Annotated in this window: 20 protein-coding genes; 7 read left to right on the forward strand and 13 right to left on the reverse strand. The window is 67.1% G+C overall.

Annotation, left to right across the window (positions count from 1 at the left end; genetic code table 11):
• Positions 1–35: 35 nt before the first annotated feature.
• Genes deoC through uraD form a run of 3 tightly spaced genes read right to left on the reverse strand, consistent with a single transcriptional unit; the run spans position 36 to position 1583 of the window.
• On the reverse strand, positions 36–698 hold the full coding sequence (gene deoC / locus CPH63_RS03645) for a deoxyribose-phosphate aldolase (protein WP_096301615.1): 663 nt from the start codon (positions 696–698) through the stop codon (positions 36–38).
• Positions 699–704: 6 nt separating this feature from the next.
• On the reverse strand, positions 705–1025 hold the full coding sequence (gene uraH / locus CPH63_RS03650; protein ID WP_096301616.1) for a hydroxyisourate hydrolase: 321 nt from the start codon (positions 1023–1025) through the stop codon (positions 705–707).
• A gap of 3 nt (positions 1026–1028) precedes the next feature.
• Positions 1029–1583, reverse strand: coding sequence for a 2-oxo-4-hydroxy-4-carboxy-5-ureidoimidazoline decarboxylase (gene uraD, locus CPH63_RS03655; protein WP_096301617.1), 555 nt, complete (start codon positions 1581–1583; stop codon positions 1029–1031).
• A gap of 233 nt (positions 1584–1816) precedes the next feature.
• On the opposite strand from uraD, the gene allB reads away from it, so the two are divergent.
• Genes allB through CPH63_RS03675 form a run of 4 tightly spaced genes read left to right on the forward strand, consistent with a single transcriptional unit; the run spans position 1817 to position 7098 of the window.
• On the forward strand, positions 1817–3211 hold the full coding sequence (gene allB / locus CPH63_RS03660) for an allantoinase AllB (RefSeq protein WP_172892153.1): 1395 nt from the start codon (positions 1817–1819) through the stop codon (positions 3209–3211).
• The gene (gene alc / locus CPH63_RS03665; protein WP_096301618.1) at positions 3208–4263 is read left to right on the forward strand and encodes an allantoicase; all 1056 of its coding nucleotides are present in this window, start codon (positions 3208–3210) and stop codon (positions 4261–4263) included. The genes allB and alc overlap by 4 nt, the downstream gene beginning before the upstream one ends.
• Before the next feature lie 12 nt (positions 4264–4275).
• Positions 4276–5841, forward strand: a complete 1566-nt coding sequence (gene aceB / locus CPH63_RS03670; protein ID WP_096301619.1) for a malate synthase A — start codon at positions 4276–4278, stop codon at positions 5839–5841.
• Positions 5842–5871: 30 nt separating this feature from the next.
• Positions 5872–7098: an aldolase gene (locus tag CPH63_RS03675; protein ID WP_096301620.1), complete on the forward strand. Its 1227-nt coding sequence runs from the start codon at positions 5872–5874 to the stop codon at positions 7096–7098.
• On the opposite strand, the gene CPH63_RS03680 is transcribed toward CPH63_RS03675, so the two are convergent.
• The 6 genes from CPH63_RS03680 to CPH63_RS03705 all read right to left on the reverse strand — a co-directional run bounded on the left by CPH63_RS03680 (position 7088) and on the right by CPH63_RS03705 (position 11163).
• Positions 7088–7786, reverse strand: coding sequence for a hypothetical protein (locus tag CPH63_RS03680; RefSeq protein ID WP_157749250.1), 699 nt, complete (start codon positions 7784–7786; stop codon positions 7088–7090). The genes CPH63_RS03675 and CPH63_RS03680 overlap by 11 nt on opposite strands.
• A 102-nt stretch (positions 7787–7888) precedes the next feature.
• Entirely contained in the window at positions 7889–8668 is a 780-nt protein-coding gene (locus CPH63_RS03685) for a hypothetical protein (protein ID WP_096301622.1), read from the reverse strand.
• Positions 8665–9348 carry an aminodeoxychorismate/anthranilate synthase component II gene (locus tag CPH63_RS03690; RefSeq protein WP_096301623.1) on the reverse strand — a complete coding sequence of 228 codons (684 nt, stop codon included), beginning with the start codon at positions 9346–9348 and terminating at the stop codon, positions 8665–8667. Before CPH63_RS03690 ends, CPH63_RS03685 begins: the two co-directional genes overlap by 4 nt.
• On the reverse strand, positions 9345–9506 hold the full coding sequence (locus tag CPH63_RS22535) for a hypothetical protein (protein WP_096301624.1): 162 nt from the start codon (positions 9504–9506) through the stop codon (positions 9345–9347). Before CPH63_RS22535 ends, CPH63_RS03690 begins: the two co-directional genes overlap by 4 nt.
• A 2-nt stretch (positions 9507–9508) precedes the next feature.
• Positions 9509–10357 (reverse strand): class E sortase, encoded by an 849-nt coding sequence (locus CPH63_RS03700; protein WP_197704558.1) that lies wholly within the window; start codon positions 10355–10357, stop codon positions 9509–9511.
• A 2-nt stretch (positions 10358–10359) separates the two neighbouring features.
• Positions 10360–11163 (reverse strand): DUF881 domain-containing protein, encoded by an 804-nt coding sequence (locus CPH63_RS03705; RefSeq protein ID WP_096301625.1) that lies wholly within the window; start codon positions 11161–11163, stop codon positions 10360–10362.
• Between the two features lie 109 nt (positions 11164–11272).
• On the opposite strand from CPH63_RS03705, the gene CPH63_RS03710 reads away from it, so the two are divergent.
• The gene (locus CPH63_RS03710; RefSeq protein ID WP_096301626.1) at positions 11273–11533 is read left to right on the forward strand and encodes a cell division protein CrgA; all 261 of its coding nucleotides are present in this window, start codon (positions 11273–11275) and stop codon (positions 11531–11533) included.
• Between the two features lie 106 nt (positions 11534–11639).
• Positions 11640–12071 carry a PH domain-containing protein gene (locus tag CPH63_RS03715; RefSeq protein ID WP_157749251.1) on the forward strand — a complete coding sequence of 144 codons (432 nt, stop codon included), beginning with the start codon at positions 11640–11642 and terminating at the stop codon, positions 12069–12071.
• Here CPH63_RS03715 and CPH63_RS03720 read toward each other — a convergent pair.
• From CPH63_RS03720 to CPH63_RS03730, 3 genes are read right to left on the reverse strand one after another with little or no spacing between them, the layout of a single operon-like run.
• Complete coding sequence (locus tag CPH63_RS03720) at positions 12068–12955, reverse strand: rhomboid family intramembrane serine protease (protein ID WP_096301627.1); 888 nt, start codon at positions 12953–12955, stop codon at positions 12068–12070. The two genes, CPH63_RS03715 and CPH63_RS03720, sit on opposite strands and share 4 nt — an antisense overlap.
• A gap of 22 nt (positions 12956–12977) precedes the next feature.
• The gene (locus CPH63_RS03725; protein ID WP_371364839.1) at positions 12978–13502 is read right to left on the reverse strand and encodes a peptidylprolyl isomerase; all 525 of its coding nucleotides are present in this window, start codon (positions 13500–13502) and stop codon (positions 12978–12980) included.
• Positions 13503–13522: 20 nt separating this feature from the next.
• Entirely contained in the window at positions 13523–15175 is a 1653-nt protein-coding gene (locus tag CPH63_RS03730; RefSeq protein WP_157749252.1) for a glycosyltransferase family 39 protein, read from the reverse strand.
• 353 nt (positions 15176–15528) lie between these two features.
• On the opposite strand from CPH63_RS03730, the gene CPH63_RS03735 reads away from it, so the two are divergent.
• Positions 15529–17259, forward strand: a complete 1731-nt coding sequence (locus tag CPH63_RS03735; protein ID WP_096301630.1) for a GGDEF domain-containing protein — start codon at positions 15529–15531, stop codon at positions 17257–17259.
• Positions 17260–17312: 53 nt separating this feature from the next.
• Here CPH63_RS03735 and CPH63_RS03740 read toward each other — a convergent pair whose 3' ends face one another.
• Entirely contained in the window at positions 17313–17846 is a 534-nt protein-coding gene (locus CPH63_RS03740) for a DUF2020 domain-containing protein (protein WP_157749254.1), read from the reverse strand.
• Positions 17847–17897 lie beyond the last annotated feature (51 nt).

Genomic DNA, 17897 nt, shown 5'->3' on the forward strand with positions numbered 1-17897 from the left:
ACGTCAACGTTTTATTGGTATTTTTGGACACCCGTTCAGGCTGGCGCATCCGCCAAGACGGCCGCCGGCCGGGAGACCCCCAGGCGCGAGGCACCGGCATCGATCATCGCCAGCGCCTGCGCGGTGGTGGCGATTCCACCCGACGCCTTAACCCCGAGCCGGTCCCCGACGGTCGTCCGCATCAACTGGACCGCCGCCGTGGATGCTCCGCCGCTGGGGTGGAAGCCGGTGGAGGTCTTGACGTAGTCAGCTCCGGCCGCCTCGGCAGCTCGGCAGCAGGCCACGATCTCATCGTCGGTGAGCGCCGCCGATTCGATGATGACCTTCAGCAGCACCGGGGAGGCGGGCCTAACCGCCGCGATCTCTGCGGTGACGGCCTCCCACTGCTGGGCCTTCACCAGTGCGAGGTTCACCACCATGTCGATCTCCGCCGCTCCGGCCTCGACCGCGGCCGCCGCCTCGACGGCCTTCACCGTCGCCTCGTGGGCACCTGACGGGAACCCGCAGACGGTGGCCAGCGCAACCGTCGACGGCAGGACCGCGGCGGCGACACTCACCAGCGACGGCGAGACACAGACGGCGAAGCCCCCGACCTCGACCGCCGTCGCGCAGAGCGACTCGACGTCGGCCGCAGTCGCGGTCGGCGCCAATAGGGTGACGTCCAGGTACTTCGCCAGTTCGGATCGGGAGAGGCTCATCGCCGGTTAACTTCCTCGGTAGGTGGAGTAGGCGTAAGGGCTTAGCAAGACCGGTACGTGGTAGTGCTGAGAAGCGTCCCGCACCCGGAAGGCGATGGCCACCTCCGGATAGAAGGTGTTCTCGGCGAAGACCTGCTCGACGTCGAAGGTGAGCCGGTAGATCCCGGCGCCCAGGTCGGGAGCGAGATCGGCGATCCGGCCGTCTTCGCTGGTCGTCCGCTGCTCGATCGGGCGCCAACCGTCGTCGCCGCGCTGCTCCAGCAGCACCGGCATCCCGGCCACCGGGCGTCCGGTGACCGAGTTGAGGACGTGCGTGGAGAGGCTCATCGGCTACAGCGCAATCGTATCGTCGTCGGGGCTAAACGACTTAGCCAAGCGCAGACGGACGATCTTCCGCAGCTCGGTGGCGACCACGTCCCGTTCGCTCTCCTCATCATTGACCAGGCGCGCGTTGAGGTTCATCAGCATCTCGTCGGTGCTCAGACCGGTGGCACAGATCAGGAAGACGAAACCGAACTTCTCCTCGTAGAGCCGGTTACCGTCCAGCAACTCGCTGCGGGTGGCCTCATCGACCCCGGCGGCGCCGGCCTGCTCGGCCCGCGACCAACCGGACTCCCGGTCAGCACCGCCGACCCGCTCGCCGATGCGCGGGTGGGCGTCGAGCGCCTCCAGCACGTCCTCCCAGCCCAGACCGGCTAGCACCTGATCGGAGGCGGCGGTGAGAACCTCCAGGGTTGCGAAGGGGCGGGCGTTGACCACCTCGGTGATCCAGCGCCGGCTGGCGCAGCAGGGCAGCAGCTCGGCCGCCGCATCGATCGCGGTGGCGCCGTCGAATTCGCCCACGGTCAGGGTCGGCGGCGCAGTCGCACCGTTGGCCTCGCTCATGCCATCACCTGTTCTTCCTCCGCTGGTATCTCATCAACGGTTGCTCGGGCTGGTCGCTACCAGTCGGATATACCTGTACCGAACGCTATCCGAAACATTTCCGACGTACCGTGGGCCCCGGCGAAGCTGCTGCGGGTGGTCCGGAATGGGCACCTGCGAAGGCAACTCGCACTTCATGCAAGCCAGCAGCCACCTCGGGCGACGGCGCCGGAGAAGAACGTAGGGGGTGCACTGTGGGGTCCGCGGTCCGCGCTGTTCGAGCGCGCCGAATCGTCAGCGCCGACGGTGAAGTACCGGGCCTGCTGCGGTTGCGCGATGGAGTCGTCGAATCGATCCACCCCTTCGACGAGATGGCCGGGTTGGTCGGGTTATCGGAGGCGGAGATTCTCACCGTCGACGACAGCTGCGTGCTGCTGCCCGGCCTGGTCGACACCCACGTCCACGTGAACGAGCCCGGACGCACTGAGTGGGAGGGCTTCGCCACCGCGACCGCGGCCGCCGCCGCCGGCGGTGTAACGACGCTGGTCGACATGCCGCTCAACAGCATCCCCCCGACGACCACCAAAGCCGGCCTGCAGGCCAAGCGGACCGCGGCCACCGGGCAGACCCAGATCGACGTCGCATTCTGGGGCGGCGCGGTGCCGGGCAACGTGGAGGATCTAGAACCGCTCTGGAATTCCGGAGTGGTTGGCTTCAAGTGCTTCCTCCTGCCATCCGGGGTCGAGGAGTTTCCACCGCTGAGTCCCACCGAGTTGCACGAGGCGATGGCCCGGATCAGCTCGTTCGGCGGGCTGCTCATCGCCCACGCGGAGGAGCAGTCGGTGCTCGACGCCGCACCTGCCCCCAACGGCCGTAGCTACCACGACTTCATGAACTCACGTCCGCCGGCGGCGGAGTCCACCGCCATCGCGCTGCTGCTCAACGCGGTGCGGGCCACCGGCTGCCGCACCCACATCGTGCACCTCTCGGCGGCCAGCGCATTGCCGCTCATCGCCGCGGCCAAGGCCGAGGGGCTGCCGCTTACCGTCGAGACCTGCCCGCACTACCTGGTACTCACCGCCGAGACGATCCCGGACGGAGCGACCCAGTTCAAATGCTGCCCGCCGATCCGCGAGGAGGCGAACCGGGAGCTGCTCTGGCAGGCCCTGCAGGATGGGCTGATCGACTGCGTGGTCAGCGACCACTCGCCGTGCACACCGGACCTCAAACTCCTCGACGTCGGCGACTTCGGGGCGGCCTGGGGCGGGATCGCCTCAGTGCAGCTCGGCCTGCCGGTGATGTGGACGGCCGCCTCCGAGCGCGGCCTTCAGCTGAGTGACCTGGTGCGCTGGATGGCGGTGCGACCGGCCGCGCTGGCCGGCCTCGGCCTGCGCGGCACGCTGCAACCCGGTGCCAGTGCCGACTTCAGCATCTTCGCCCCCGACGAGACCTTCACCGTCGATGTGGCCGCGCTCCGGTATCGCAATCCGATCAGCCCGTATGCGGCGACTACGCTTCGCGGCGTGGTGAAGCAGACCTACCTGCGCGGCGAGCTGATCGACGGCAAGAGTGTGCCTGGGCGCCTCATCGAGCGTGAGAACGCGCAGCAGACTGGCCCGCAGAACGACATGCAACGGAGCACCTCATGACCGAAGACTTCCGAGCCCTTCCCGATCTGGCCAGTGGCGCCCTCGGCGGAGCCGTGGTCTGGTGCAACGACGAGTTCTACGCCGACGCCTTCAACCTGGTGAGCCCCGGCAAGCCGACGCACGATCCAGCGGACTTCAACACCAAGGGGAAGATCTATGACGGCTGGGAGACCCGACGGCGTCGCGACCCGGCCCGCGACGGTGACTCCCACGGACTGGCCGACTGGGCCATCGTGCGGCTGGCGACCCCAGCGGTGGTGCGCGGGGTGAATGTCGATACTTCCTTCTTTCGCGGCAACTTCCCGCCGTTCGCCTCGGTCGAGGCCGCCACGATGCTCGGCCATCCGACGCTCGAGGACCTCGAGAACGCGCAGTGGTTCACCGTTGTCGAGAAGACCGGCCTGGAGGGCGACTCGGCCAATGTGATCGCCGCCGAGCCGGGGAATCAGCTGGTGACCCACGTTCGCCTGACGATCTACCCCGACGGGGGTGTGGCCCGCTTCCGGGTCTACGGGGAGGCGCTGCCCGATCCGCGCTTCCTCGGCGGCCGAATCGATCTGGGTGCGACCATCAACGGTGGACGGATCACCGGCTGTTCCAACATGTTCTACAGCTCGCCGGCCAACGTTCTGGCCCCGGGACGCGCCGCGATCATGTCCGACGGCTGGGAGACCGCGCGGCGCCGTGACGACGGCAATGACTGGCTGATCGTCGATCTCGGTGCCGCCGGGGTGCTGCACAACGTGGTGATCGACACCCTTCGTTTTGTTGGCAATGCGCCTGGCTGGGCTCGTCTCACCGATGCCGATACCGGTGAGGAGTTGCTGGAGTACACCGCGCTGCTGCCCGACTCCGAGCATCGATTCCGAATCGCCTCGGAGTCGGTGGTCTCACGGGTTCGCCTGGACATCTACCCGGATGGCGGCATCTCCCGGTTGCGTATCAACGGGCAGGTCTCGGCGGCGGCCGGCGAGGAGTACGGCGCCCGCTGGCTTTCGATGCTGCCGCCGGATCAGGCAAAGTTGTGCGACACCGCCGAATTCTTCGAGTAGATAGGTAGTCCCATGGTCGACCACGTCGCGGTATCCGGGCCACCGGTCGAGCGCTCCGAGGAGATCCTCACCGAGGGTGCGCTCTCCTTCGTCGCGATGCTGCACCATGCCTTCGCCGATCGCCGCAACAAGCTTCTCGAGTTGCGCGAGGAGCGTCGGGCCGAGGTGGCCCGCACCGGCCGGCTCGACTACCTCCCGGAGACAGCCGATATTCGCTCGGGATTCTGGCGCGTTGCCCCGGCGCCGGCCGACCTGCTGGATCGGCGGGTCGAGATCACCGGGCCGACCGAGCGAAAGATGATGATCAACGCGCTCAACTCGGGAGCCAAGGTATGGCTGGCCGACCTGGAGGACGCCAACACGCCGCATTGGCAGAACGTCATATCCGGTCAGGTGAATCTCCGTGACGCCACCGCCGGAACCGCTTCCTTCACCAACCCGGACGGGCGCGTCTACGCACTACGCACCGACGCGCCGCTGGCCACCATCGTGGTGCGCCCCCGGGGCTGGCATCTGGACGAGCGGCACATCACGATCGACGGATTCCCGGCCATCGGCGCCCTGGTCGACTTCGGCCTGCACTTCTATCACAACGCGAATGCGCTGATAAACAAGGGATCCGGGCCGTATTACTACCTCCCCAAGATGGAGAGCCACCAGGAGGCGAGACTCTGGAATCAGGTGTTCCGCCTCGCCCAGTCGACGCTCGGCATCGATCACGGCACGATCCGCGCAACCGTGCTCATCGAGACAATTCCGGCCGCCTTCGAGATGTCGGAGATCCTCTACGAGCTGCGGGAGCACGCCTCCGGCCTGAACGCCGGCCGCTGGGACTACCTCTTCAGCATCATCAAGTATTTCCGGGATGCCGGCTCCGAGTTCGTCCTCCCCGACCGCGGTGACATCACCATGACGGCCCCGTTCATGCGCGCCTACACCGAACAGTTGGTACGTACCTGTCACGCCCACGGGGCGTTCGCGATGGGCGGCATGGCCGCCTTCATCCCGTCCCGCCGCGACGCCGAGGTGAACGCCATCGCCTTCGCCAAGGTGCGCGAGGACAAGCTCCGTGAGGCGAACGGGGGCTTCGACGGCTCCTGGGTGGCCCACCCCGACCTGGTCCCGGTGGCCCAGGAGGTCTTCGACGAGGTGCTCGGCTCCGCACCCAATCAACTACGGGTAAACGACGAGACGACCCCGGAGACGGTCGGGCTCATCGACCTCTCCGGCGTCCCCGGATCGGTCACCAGCGCGGGCCTGCGGGCCAACATCGATGTCGGCGTCCGCTACCTGGCGGCCTGGCTCGGCGGACTGGGTGCGGTCGCGATCCACAACCTCATGGAGGACGCGGCGACCGCCGAGATCTCCCGCTCCCAGATCTGGCAGTGGGTCCACGGTTCGGTGGTGCTGGCCGACACCGGCGAGACGGTGACGTCCGAGCTGGTGGCGAAGATTCTGGCCGAGGAGGCCTTCGATGATCCGCACTACGAGCAGGCCCGCGAGCTCTTCGAGCAGGTCGCGCTAGCCGATGACTTCGCCCCGTTCCTCACGGTCCCGGCCTACGACCTCATCGACTGACCGGCCGTCGCGAATGGAAGCGATTCACCCATGAAATTGACCGATGACGTACTGGCCGGGCTCGACCAGGCCCTGGCCGACGACGACGCGGCCCGAACCCAGCGCTACCCCGGCCCACCGGCCGGGCGGCAGCCGGTGCACACCGCCTACGTCCCGGCCGATCTGTTCAGCCCGCAGACGCCGCTCGTCTGGGGTACGGCGGCGCTCACCGCGATGGACGAATTCGGGCCCCTCCCGGGCACGAGCAGCGAGATCGAGGATCGGGTACGGGCGAAGCTGGTGGCCGAGCCGATCGAGGATGTCCGTATCGACTTCGAAGACGGCTACGGCCTGCGTTCGGACGCCGAGGAGGATCGCGATGTCCTCACCGCCGCCGACGCGCTCGCCCAGCTGCTCAGCACCGGCTCCGCCCCGCCGTTCAGCGGCCTGCGGATGAAGTCCTTCGAGGGGCCGGAGCTGCGGCGCCGAGGCGTGCGCACGCTGGACGCCTTCATCGGCGCGCTGCTGGACAGCGGCGGCTGGATTCCGCCGGGGTTCCGGGTGACGCTGCCCAAGGTGACGTCGGTGCCCCAAGTCGAGGCGATGGCCGTTCTCTGCTCGGCGTTGGAGGCGGCCTACGGGATCGAACCGCTGCGGTTGGAGCTGCAGGTGGAGACACCTCAGGCCATCCTGGGGGCCGACGGCACAGCGCTCATCGCCCCGATGATCCACGCCACCGCTGGTCGCTGCGTCGGACTGCACTACGGCACCTACGACTACAGCGCGTCGGTCGGCGTGGCTGCCGCCTTCCAGAGCATGGAGCATTCGGCGGCCGACTACGCGAAGTCGGTGATGCAGGTGGCCGCCGCCGGTACCGGAGTCGCGGTCAGTGACGGTTCGACGAACATCCTGCCGATCGGCGACCGGGCCCAGGTGCAGTCGGCCTGGGAACTGCACTCACGACTGGTGACCCGCTCGTTGGAGCGCGCGTTCTACCAAGGCTGGGACCTGCACCCGGCGCAGTTGCCGACCCGCTTCGCGGCGACCTACACCTTCTACCGTCAGGGAGTGCAGGCCGCCGGGGAACGGCTGCGCAACTACCTCGGCCGGGCGGCGAGCGGTGTCCTCGACGAACCGGCGACGGCGGCCGCGCTGGCCGGCTATCTGGTGCGCGGCCTGGACGCCGGCGCGGTCGATGAGGCCGAGGTGCGCAGCACCTCCGGTGTCGAGCGGGATGAGCTGGAGCGATTGATGCGACGAACGCCGGCTACTCGCTGAGCGTCAGGCTCAGCGCCAGCGTGTTGGAGACACTCTGGAAGAGGCGGCTGAGGGAGGTGTTCAGCGACCCGCAGCCGACCAGTGGCCCGGTGGCGAAGGTGCCGACCATCTTGGCCGCGCCGGCCGCGCGGAAGCGCGCGTTCCCGTCAGTGCTGAGGATGATGTCGATCGGGGCCTGCACCCGGCAGCCCGGCCGCGACAGCGGCATCGACCCGAAGGCGTTGATCGCCTTGAGAGCGAGTACCACGGTGATCTCCGCCGTCACCTCGCCGGCCGGATTGAGACTCCCGGTCAGCGGCCCGGACTGACGCAGGGCCGCGGTCACCACGGAGGGGACGAAGCCGAAGATGGCTCCGGTGATCTTGATGTCGGGCAGTGTCGCCTTGCCGGTCAACTCGCCGGTGCGCAGGTTGACGTCGGCGGCCAGGGTTCCCGGCTTCAGCGTCCCGTAACCCTCTATCGCCGGCAGCTCAAGCGAGCCGCCCACCGCGTAGACGATGTGAATCGGGGCCACGATCGGCGCCATGATCGGCGCACCGGCCGCCGGTTTCGCCGCTGCCGTGAGCAGGCCGAAAGTGAGTAGAGAGACGGTGAGCAGGGAGACGGTGAGCAGCCGCACCGAGAGCCGCCGCACGGCAGGCGGCACGGTGGAGCGGCGACGGTATCCGTCGCTAGCCACTGCAGGCACGGCGCCTCCCCCGAGATGCACGGAATGTAGCTGCGTCCGTAAAAGCTACTGACGCCGATGGTCGATCACAAGCGATCTGGGGGAATTCTGCGGTATGGGCGGCTACCCCGTCCAATCCTGACGAAAAGCCGGCTCACCGGTCGGCGCAGAGCCAGCGGGCGTACTCGCCGGGTGTTCAGAGGGGTATCCGGCGGGTAACCGGCCGGGGTATGCGGACGGGTGACCGGCGGGAGCGATCCGGTCGCCCCGTGAGTAGAGGAGCACATCGATCGCGAGCAGGATGCCGGCCGCGGCACCGAGTCCGGTGACCAGCGCCAGCCACACCCCGGGCCCGACGGTGGCGGTGTAGGTGCCGTCGGCGCGCACGTAGTTGTAGGAGCGGCGGGAGGCGACGTCGAGGCCGAGCAGGCAGACGATGGCGAAGAGGAACGTGCTCCCCATCAGCGCCAGGATGCCACCCCACGCTGCGGCCGGACGCCAGAGCAGCAGCACCGCCGCCGAGACGAGTACCACCGCCGCCACGGCGAAGGCGTAGCCATACACGGTGTCGTGCCCGGCGATCCGGGCGGCCAACGAGTCGTAGCGCCCCCAGCCGTCGGCGGTGACCTGATTGCCACTGCGGCCGGCACCGGTGGTGCTCCAACCGTTGAATCGCAGGTACGGGATCCCGGCGCTGAGCAGCGCGAGCACGACCCAGAGTGTGATGGCGGCGATGCGGCGCGGACTCGCCCGGTCCCACGACGGGGCTGCGGCCGGCTCGGGCTGGACGGCGAAGTAGGACTGCCCGGCCAGCGGGGGTGCGGGCAGGTAGCCGTGCTCATTGGGGTGATTCGGGGGCACCGGCAGCGACGGTGGAGGTGGGGAATACTGCTCCCCGGTCATGACGATACGAAGGCGGTCTCGCGGAGGGCTTCCATTCCGGACTCCAGTTCCTGCACCCGGTCCCAGTCGATGGCGAAACCACAGCGCAGCAGCCAGTTGGCCACCATCCGGTGCCCGCCCTGAGTGAGCACCGACTCCGGGTGGAACTGCACGCCGTCGATGGGCAGGTCCCGATGGCGCAGGGCCATCACCACCCCGGACGCCGTTCGTCCGGTGACGATCACCGAATCGGGCAGTTGCGACTCCACGACGGTGAGGGAGTGATATCGAGTGGCGATGAACGGTGACCGGATGCCGGCGAGCACCCCGGTGCCGTCGTGCAGCACGTCAGAGGTCTTGCCGTGCAGCAACTCAGGTGCCCGCACGACGTCGGCGCCGAAGACGGCACCGATGGCCTGGTGACCGAGGCAGACGCCGAAGAGCGGCAGGCCGAGGTCGGCGCAGGCCTGCACGATCTCCATGCTGTTTCCGGCCTCCTGCGGGATACCCGGACCGGGCGAGATGAGCACCCCGGCGAAGTCTCCGTGGCGCAGATCGGCAGCCGCCACCACATCGTTGCGGCGTACGTCGACCTCGGCACCGAGCTGCCCCAGGTACTGCACCAGGTTGTAGACGAAGCTGTCGTAGTTGTCGACGACGAGAATCGGCTTCGACGCCGACTGCCCACTGGCGCCGGTCATTGCTGGTTCACCGTGACGTTGTCGAAGGGCAGCCGCGGCTCGGCGAACGGGAAGATGACGAAGAGCAGCAGCAGGCTGACCACGACCAGCAGCAGCACCACCTGGGCGATGCGCACGGCCAATGGGCCAGGCAGATGTCGCCAGATCCAGACATACATGACTAGATCGTCCCTCCCGGTAGTTCCTTCGGTAGCGCCGACCCGGATGCCTGGACCGTGCGGGTGAGCGTGCCGTGAATGATCATGCGCTGGGTGGCGCTGAACTTCGGGTGGCAGGTGGTGAGCGTGATCAGCGATTCGGTGGCCTTCGACGCCGGGACGCCGGCGTGGCCGGGCACCGGGTCGATCACCGTCGTGTTCGACGGGTGCACGATCTCGCGGCCGGGTACGCCGAGCGCGTTCGGTGTGGAGAGGTTCTTCGTCGCCTGGTCACCGAGAACCGTGTAGACGTACCAGGTGGCCTTGGTCTGCACCACGATGGCGTCACCGGGCTGCAGCTCGTCCAGGTTCAGGAAGGGCTCGCCCTTGCCGACCCGGTGGCCGGCGATGGCGAAGTTGCCCTTCTGCCCGGGAAGCTGGGTGCCCACGTAGTGGCCCGGCCCCTTCTCCAGGTCGGAGGCGTCCGTTCCCTCGACGATCGTCTTGGCGTAGTCCTTGCCGAAACGTGGGATGTAGAGGACGGCGATGCCGGTTCCGCTCGGGATGGTGTACTGGCCGCCGCTGGGGAGACCGAGCTCGGCCTTCACCACCGGGTCGTCGCCGGTCGGCGACTCCCACTCCTTGATCAGCTCGGTATGCACCTTCTCCTGCTTGGCCGCGCTGAAGATGTTGGTGACCCAGACTTCGTAGACCACGAAGAGCAGCACGATGACGCCGGCGGTGATGAGGGTCTGGCCAAGCCCGCTCAGCAGCAGGCCAAGGCGGTCGCGCTGCGGTTTGACCGGCAGCGGCGCCGGCGGCTCCGGAGGCTCTAGGACGTCGGTCGCGCCGTCGTCAGGGGTGTTCGCCACGTCTACTTAGATCCTGCTTTCGCATAGGTGAGGCTGATCGCCTGTCCGTAGGCCGGCAGAGTCAGCTCATCCGAGGTGGCGGTGGAGTAGTCCAACCCGTAGTAGGTCGCCGCCTGCCGGAAGAGCCGCACCCCCGCCGACGCGTCGAGTGCTTTCTGCATTGTCCTTGATGGGCCGATCGCCGCCACCCGGAAGGGTGGGGAGTAGACGCGGCCGTTGAGCAGCAGCGTGTTACCCACGCAGCGCACCGCACTGGTGGCGATGACCCGTTGACCGGCGATGGTCATCGCCTCGGCGCCGCCCTCCCACATCGCATTGACGACTGCCTGCAGGTCCGATTGGTGCACGACGAGCTCGTTCAGGTCGACGTTGGGATCCGACGGCACACTCTTGGCGTCGTCGAGCGTGACCGTCAATCCAGGTCCCGAGACCGCGGTGAGGCCGGCCGGGGCCCGCAACGGAGCCGCCGCCGCCTGGGCCCGGGCCACCGCCTGGTTGCCGACCGCCGCCGCGTCAGTCTCGGACTTCACCTGGGCCTGCAGCTTGGCCAGCGTGGCCGCCTGGGCGTCAAGATTGGCCTGCGCGGTGCGCACCAGGCTGGCCAGGTTCACGTCGGATGAGCTGCGCAGGTCGGTGCCCCGAGAGACGCTGTGGCTGGTCGCGAACATGACGCCCGCGACTACGAAGACGACCGGAACGCCGACCTGCCACCGCCAGGATCGCCGTGGCGGAGGCGGGATGACCCGCTCACCGGACCGGTGCGACGCATCGGAGGCGGGCACCGACTGCGCGTCAGCGCTGCTCATCGGTCCTCCGCTTCGCTCTCGGGTGGTAGTGAATTTGGGTGTTCGCAGGCTCAGTAGTGCATCATGGTCAGCGAGTTAGCCATAACCATTTCACGTTGTAGGAGAGACAGTGCCCAAGTCAAAGGTACGCAAGAAGGTAGTGCACGACCGGGCCGTCTCAGCCTCTCACCAGGCACCGGTCCTCGCGCCGAGCCCGCGTTGGTACCCCATCGTCATCGGCATCGTATTGGTCTTCGGGCTGGCGTACATCGTGCTGTACTACCTGGCCGGCGACAAGATCGGCTTCATGAACGACCTGGGCAACTGGAACCTGGCGATCGGCTTCGCGTTCCTCGTGCTGGGGCTGACGCTCACCGTTCGCTGGCGCTGATCCAGCGGCGAGTATCGAGCGCACCCCAGTGTTCATCGGTATCCACAGAGATTTCCACGCCTGTGATTACACGGCTGTAATTTTGTCCCCAGGTGTGTAGAACACTGTGGATATAGACCGCAGGCCAACCTGTCGCTACGGCCCGGACCGGCGGCTGGCCTGGGGTGCCGCCGTTTTCGCGGTGCTCGCCGTGGTCGCCGCGTTGACCATGACCGACCCGGCCGGGCGGCTGGTCGCGGGCCTGCTGGCCGTGGTTCTGGGGGCCTACGCGTTCGTCGGTCTCAAGTACTCGCCCTGCCTGGTGGCGACCAGCGAGGGCCTCCGGATCCACACCCTCTCGGTGACAACCACGCTGCGCTGGGAGGAGATCAGCTCAGTGCGGGTGGATAACGCGACCCATCTCGGCATCGCCAACCGAGCCCTGGAACTGGACTTCGACGAGCGACTGGTCGTACTCGGCCGCCATGCCCTCGGCACCGATCCCCAGGAGGTCTGCGGGGTGCTGCGCAGCTTCGGCGCCGCGCCGGGGAAGAGCTAGTCGATCAGGGTCGGGAAGGTGGCCGTCCGCCAGGCGACGGCCAGAATCAGCACCGCCAGCAGCAGCAGAAGCAACGCCGCTTGCGTGTTGTTGGCCAGCTTCCCGCGGTGCTTCGGCAGTCCGCCGATCGCAAAGGCGGCCGCGGCGCCGGTGAGGAAACCGCCGATGTGCCCGAGGCGGGAGATGTCGGCCACCGCGAAGGTGAAGATGAAGTTGAGCACCAAGGTCATGATCAGCGACCGCGGATCCAGGCCGAGCTCACGGACGAAGATCAACGCCGCCGCGAAGAGTCCGAAGATGGCCCCCGACGCCCCGGCCACCCCCTGCAACTGGGCACCGAAGAGGTAGACGGCCACCGAACCGCCGAGGGCGCTGAGCAGGTACAACCCCAGATAGCGGGCCGGCCCGAGCAGCCGCTCGAGGTAGGGACCGATGATCCACAGGGCCAGCATGTTCACCGCGATGTGCAGCAGCGACACGTGCAGGAAGGCGGAGGTGAGTAGCCGCCAGTACTGGTGATTCTGATGTACCGCGTAGGGAAAGAGCTGCCAGTCGGTGAACAGCCGGGACTGGGTGGGGTTGTTCAAGCCACCCGGGGAGCCGATCGCCGAGGCCAGATACACCAGGACGTTGATCCCGACGATCGACCAAGTGACGATCGGTGCGCCGGAGCCGATCCGGGCCCCGACCGCCGTGCGGGGCCGGGCCCGGTCGACCTGGCCCAACCGGACGTCGTCCGGGCACTGGAAGCCGACCGACGCCGGACGCATGCAGTCAGGGCAGATCGGGCGGTCGCAGCGCACGCAGCGAACCCCGGTCTCGCGAGTGGGGTGGCGGTAGCAACGGGCGATCGGATCAGCTGGTGCTCCGACCTCGCCGCTCATCGGCCCTGACATGCCCCGCGACTCAGGCGTCGGTGACGTCGATCGAGTTGATGACGATCTCGGTCTTGGGACGATCCCGACCATCGGTGGCGGTCGTGGCGATGGCGTCGACTACCTTGCGGCTGTCGGCGTCGGCCACCTCACCGAAGATGGTGTGCTTGCGGTTGAGATGCGGGGTGCGGGCCACCGTGATGAAGAACTGCGAGCCGTTGGTGCCGGGGCCGGAGTTCGCCATCGCCAGCAGGTACGGCCGGTCGAACTGCAGTTCCGGGTGGAACTCGTCGCCGAACTTGTAACCCGGGCCGCCGTAGCCCTGACCGAGCGGGTCGCCGCCCTGGATCATGAAGTTGCCGATGACGCGGTGGAAGACCGTGCCGTCATAGAGCGGGTCGCTGCTCTTCTTGCCCGTCTCGGGGTGCGTCCATTCACGCTCTCCCTTGGCGAGCTCGACGAAGTTCTTGACGGTCTTCGGAGCCTGATCGGCGAAGAGGTTGATGACGATATCTCCGGCGCTGGTGTGCAGCGTTGCGGTCTGAGACACGGTGATGAACTCCTTGGTAAGGCCGGTTAACGGAAAGTTACGTCCTCCACCATCCTGCCACGTCGCGATGACTCATCGCCCCGCCCGCCGCTGGTCGGTCGCCAAAGGCTCACGAGCATCCAAGCGCCAGCAAGCACCGGGAAGACGAAAGTGAGCAGGATAGTGATCACGGATGGCAACGGTGACCATCGGAGCAGGCTGTGATATCCGTTGAGCACGCTCGGCGAGGCGCCCCGCGCGATGTGTGCATACCAAGTGCGAAGCACCACCCGCCAAGCAAGCAGGTTTGTCAGCAAGGCGGCAATCGCCAACGCCCGTGCGAGCCAACGGATGAGACGCTCTGGCACGAGCGAAGCCCAGCCGATCGCCGCCAGTGCGGCCACCGCGACGATGCCGTGGTAGACATAGCGACCCTGCACGCCGGCGAGAACCAGGTATTGGTGATATTCACTAAACGAGCCTGCGAAGACGATCAGGAAACTCAGCAGCGGCACGGCAAGCAGAATCATCGACCGCAGCCGGTCGCCGACGTCGCGTCGCCGCAGCAGACTGACGACCACGCCGAGAAGCACCAGAAAGAACCAACCGTAGACGAGCCACCCGGCGAGGGCCGGCTTGTCCAGCAGACCGAGCCCACCCCAGAGCCGGAGGACGAAGCCACGCACGAAGGGTTGCCAGAATCCGCCCAAGGTGCCGGTGTTCTTGGGTTCCCCGCGGATGAGGCGGGTAAAGGTCGGCCCGAGCCCGTTGATCTGGACCGTGCCGAACTCCAGAAGGTTGCGCAGCCACCACAAACCGCCAACAACTGCGCCGCAGAGGCTGATCAGCAGCGGAACGAGAACGGCCCGCAGCCCTAGGCGCGACCCTCGGCTAGCGCCGCCCGCCGGGTCGACGTCGACGGACCCGGGTTCTTCAACACCTTCCGCCCCGCTCGAGGGATCCACCACCATGACCCTGCGGGTCGCGGCGAAAACATAAGCGGCGACCACGATCGGCGGAAACCCCAGTGCGAAGCCCTTGGTCCAAAGCGTCGCGCAGAGGGCTACCGCGACCCCTACTGCCGTACGACGGCTCAGGTCACCGGTGAGGACCCGACATAGCAGGTATAGCAATACCGAGGTGGCGGCGATCAGCAATGAGTCGTTGGTAACTGCGGAGCCATCCCGAACGAGGTTCGGAACGGTCAAGGGAACCAACGCGGCCAGCAAGGCCGTCGAGTCACTCCGTGTGCCCAATGGCAACAATCGTCGGGTACTGGCCCAACAGAGCAGCGGAACCGGGAGCATAAACAGCATACTCAGGCACCGGACGAGCCAGACCTGAATGTCCCAGGCCAGGTTATTCACGCCCGGCAGGCGCAGCACTACCGCGGCCCCCCAGTAGTACAGCGGCGGGTGCTGAACCATCTGATTCGGCTGTGAGCCGACCACAAACGCTGTCCCACCGAGATCGTCGAAGCTTGGCCGCAGAGACCTGGGAGCGACCGGCACGTCAGCGAACCGCTTGACCGGCGGGAAGCCATCCACGAGACGCTGGGCGCCCACGCTGCCGCTCGTCAGCGGCAACTCGCCGGGACCGAAGAAGGTGAACGGGTGTTGGGAGTAGACGTACCCCATGTCGAGGTGCTGTGGCTCATCAAAGCCGTAGAACATTGGCCAGATAATGCTGGCACCGAGCAATAGTGCCGCCCAGGCGATCGTTATGCCCCAGACGGATCTTGGCACCATTCGGAGGCGACCCTTTACCGAGCCGAATCGACCCGGCACCCGGCCTTGGCTAACTGCTGTCGAGGACAAGATTGGTTGGCTCTCTCGCGCTGAGACCGCTGCGGTACGACGACCCGACCGGCGGTAACGCACCGCGCTCATTAGGCAGACATGCTCACCGACCCTAGAGCACGTCAATCATGGTCGGAGTGAATTTGACGTCAGCGTACCCGAGTGCCGACGGCGCAACGAGTTCTATACGGTGTGGCCGCTTTCCGCGGGTCATTGCCGCTCACATTTCGACGTTTACTGCCGATAAGAGCCCCATGAACGCGTATCAGGACACCTCAGCTTCTGAGGGCGACGGCACGGAGCCACGAAACACGGCGGGAAATGCTCCCGAATTGGACATCTTCGACCCGCGGGCTGAGCCCCGGACGGAGCGTCTGGGCGAAGCCGAATGCAGCCACATCCTGAACCGCTTGCTGAGTACCCATCCCTATGCCAGTGTCGTCGCGATCGTCCCCGACGGGCGCTTCACCCCCATGCCGTCCGAGGTGCCGCTCACCTCGCAGACCGTCATCAGCGGCCACTCCACCGCGCTGGAGCTGGTGATGCCGTCGGATATCGAGCCGGTGATCGACGCCTGGAAGCGGCTGCTCGTACAGGGCGCGGCAATGGTCGACGTACACCCGCTGGACGGGGGCGACCTCACGATGGGAATCTTCTTCGTCGACGTGCGCCACGAGTACGGCGTGATTCTGGGCGTCATCGTCCACCCGGAAGGCTCGGTGACCACCTCCCGCGGCGCGCAGAACCTGCTCCGGGCCCGCGTCACCACGATCAAGAAGAACAACCTCTCCGAGATCGTCGAGGTCGACGCGGCCTTCGAGCAGATCCTCGGCTACGCCCGGGACGAGCTCACCGGGCGACGCAATCTCGATTTCGTGCACCCGGACGATCACCCGCGGGCCATCGCCAACTACGTCGACATGCTCGGGTCTCCGGGCGGCAGCCGCCAGGTGCGGCTGCGCCAACTGCACCGCGACGGCCACTGGTTGTGGTTCGAAATCACCAACCACAACCATCTCGACGACCCCGACGACCCGTGTGTATTGGCCGAGATGATCGACATCTCCGAGGAGATGGCGGCCCAGGAGTACCTGCGGGCCAGTGAGCAACTGCTGCGCCGCCTCACCGAAAGCCTCCCGGTCGGCGTGCTGCAGATCGACACCGAGGGCGGTGTCATCCATCGCAACCCCGGCGTGACGCAGATTCTGCACTGCATCTCGGCCGAGAACATCACCGAGGCCTTCGCCAAGGTCGACCCACGCGATCGGGGCGCCCTCGACAAGGCGATCCACGCCGCGACGACCACCGCCGAAGACGCCGACCTGGAATTGAGCGTCCTGGCCAACGACGACGTACGCCGCTGCAAGGTCAGCCTGCGGGCCCTTATCGGCGACGACGGCACCCCGACCGGTGTTCTCATCTGCATCGACGATGTCACCGAGGCAGCGCGGCTGCGCGAGCAACTGCGTGAACGGGCCACCTTCGACGCGCTCACCCGCTGCTACAACCGGGCCGCGACGCTCGCCGCGCTGGACCGTGCCCTTGACGAGACAAAGTCGACCCAGTCCGGTGTCGCGGTGATCTTCATCGACCTGGACAGTTTCAAGGCCGTGAACGACCGCCGCGGTCACGCCGCCGGGGACGCACTGCTGCAGAAGGTGTCCCAGTGTCTGAGCCGTGCGCTTCGCCCGCAGGATCTGGTCGGGCGCTTCGGGGGCGACGAGTTCGTCGTCGTCGGCTGCACGGTCGCCTCGGCCGACGAAGCGCTGGCGATGGGCGAGCGGCTGGCCCGCGCCCTGGCGGCCACTGTCACCCCGGAGCCGCCGAGCCGGTCGGTGGCCAGCATCGGCGTCGCCTGGAGCGACGGCAGCCAGACGGCCGATGCGCTTCTGCACGACGCCGACGGTGCGATGTACCTGTCCAAGCGGGAGGGCATGGGGCGTCCGATGATGCTCGGCATGTCAATCGAGGCGGCCGCCAGCTAACCACGCCGACTGATCCGACCTCTGAGGGGTTGTTGCCACGGGGCAGCAACCCCTCAGAACTTTCCTACGACCAGTCGTGCGACGTGGCGGGCGTCCTCGGAGACGTTGTTCTGCTGCGTGCGGACCAGCACCATCGTCTTCCCCTTGGCGAAGACGGCGGCCCAGTCCTTCCCCTTATCCGGTGCGTACATCTGGGTCTGGAAGCTGATCAGGTCGACACCGGGCATGAAGTTGGGGTAGCTGGAGATGCTGCTCGGCACCGGCGAGGCCTTCGCCGTGAGCACCATCGCGTTGTGCGCCTCGGTCGCCGTGGCGAAGGTCGTCGGCAGGATCTCCAGGACGGCGTTGTACGGGTCGGAGTAGAAGTAGAAACGGCAGGCGGTGGGCTTGCTCTTACTCACCGTCGTCAGATAGATGTGATTGCCTTCGGCCTGGGCCGCGTCTTCGGTGCTGATGTACGGGCAGTCGCCCTTGATCCAGCCACTCGGGACGGTGCCACCCGGCGGTATGTCACCGAGGGGCACCTGGGGCTTGGCCACGAAGTCAACCGGTGTCGCGGTGGGTGACGGCCCCGGCTCGGGGGTCACGGTGATCGTGCGGTACACCGTTGTCCCGGGCGCCGCGGTCGGGGTCCGAGA

The sequence above is a fragment of the Jatrophihabitans sp. GAS493 genome (assembly GCF_900230215.1).
Taxonomy (GTDB): Bacteria; Actinomycetota; Actinomycetes; order Mycobacteriales; family Jatrophihabitantaceae; genus MT45.

Bases quoted from the DNA above. Each gene is read 5' to 3' on its own strand.
- deoC (WP_096301615.1), bottom strand. From the start codon at position 698: ATGAGCCTCTCCCGATCCGAACTGGCGAAGTACCTGGACGTCACCCTA.
- uraH (WP_096301616.1), bottom strand. From the start codon at position 1,025: ATGAGCCTCTCCACGCACGTCCTCAACTCGGTCACCGGACGCCCGGTG.
- uraD (WP_096301617.1), bottom strand. From the start codon at position 1,583: ATGAGCGAGGCCAACGGTGCGACTGCGCCGCCGACCCTGACCGTGGGC.
- alc (WP_096301618.1), top strand. From the start codon at position 3,208: ATGACCGAAGACTTCCGAGCCCTTCCCGATCTGGCCAGTGGCGCCCTC.
- aceB (WP_096301619.1), top strand. From the start codon at position 4,276: ATGGTCGACCACGTCGCGGTATCCGGGCCACCGGTCGAGCGCTCCGAG.
- CPH63_RS03675 (WP_096301620.1), top strand. From the start codon at position 5,872: ATGAAATTGACCGATGACGTACTGGCCGGGCTCGACCAGGCCCTGGCC.
- CPH63_RS03685 (WP_096301622.1), bottom strand. From the start codon at position 8,668: ATGACCGGGGAGCAGTATTCCCCACCTCCACCGTCGCTGCCGGTGCCC.
- CPH63_RS03690 (WP_096301623.1), bottom strand. From the start codon at position 9,348: ATGACCGGCGCCAGTGGGCAGTCGGCGTCGAAGCCGATTCTCGTCGTC.
- CPH63_RS22535 (WP_096301624.1), bottom strand. From the start codon at position 9,506: ATGTATGTCTGGATCTGGCGACATCTGCCTGGCCCATTGGCCGTGCGC.
- CPH63_RS03705 (WP_096301625.1), bottom strand. From the start codon at position 11,163: ATGAGCAGCGCTGACGCGCAGTCGGTGCCCGCCTCCGATGCGTCGCAC.
- CPH63_RS03720 (WP_096301627.1), bottom strand. From the start codon at position 12,955: ATGAGCGGCGAGGTCGGAGCACCAGCTGATCCGATCGCCCGTTGCTAC.
- CPH63_RS03735 (WP_096301630.1), top strand. From the start codon at position 15,529: ATGAACGCGTATCAGGACACCTCAGCTTCTGAGGGCGACGGCACGGAG.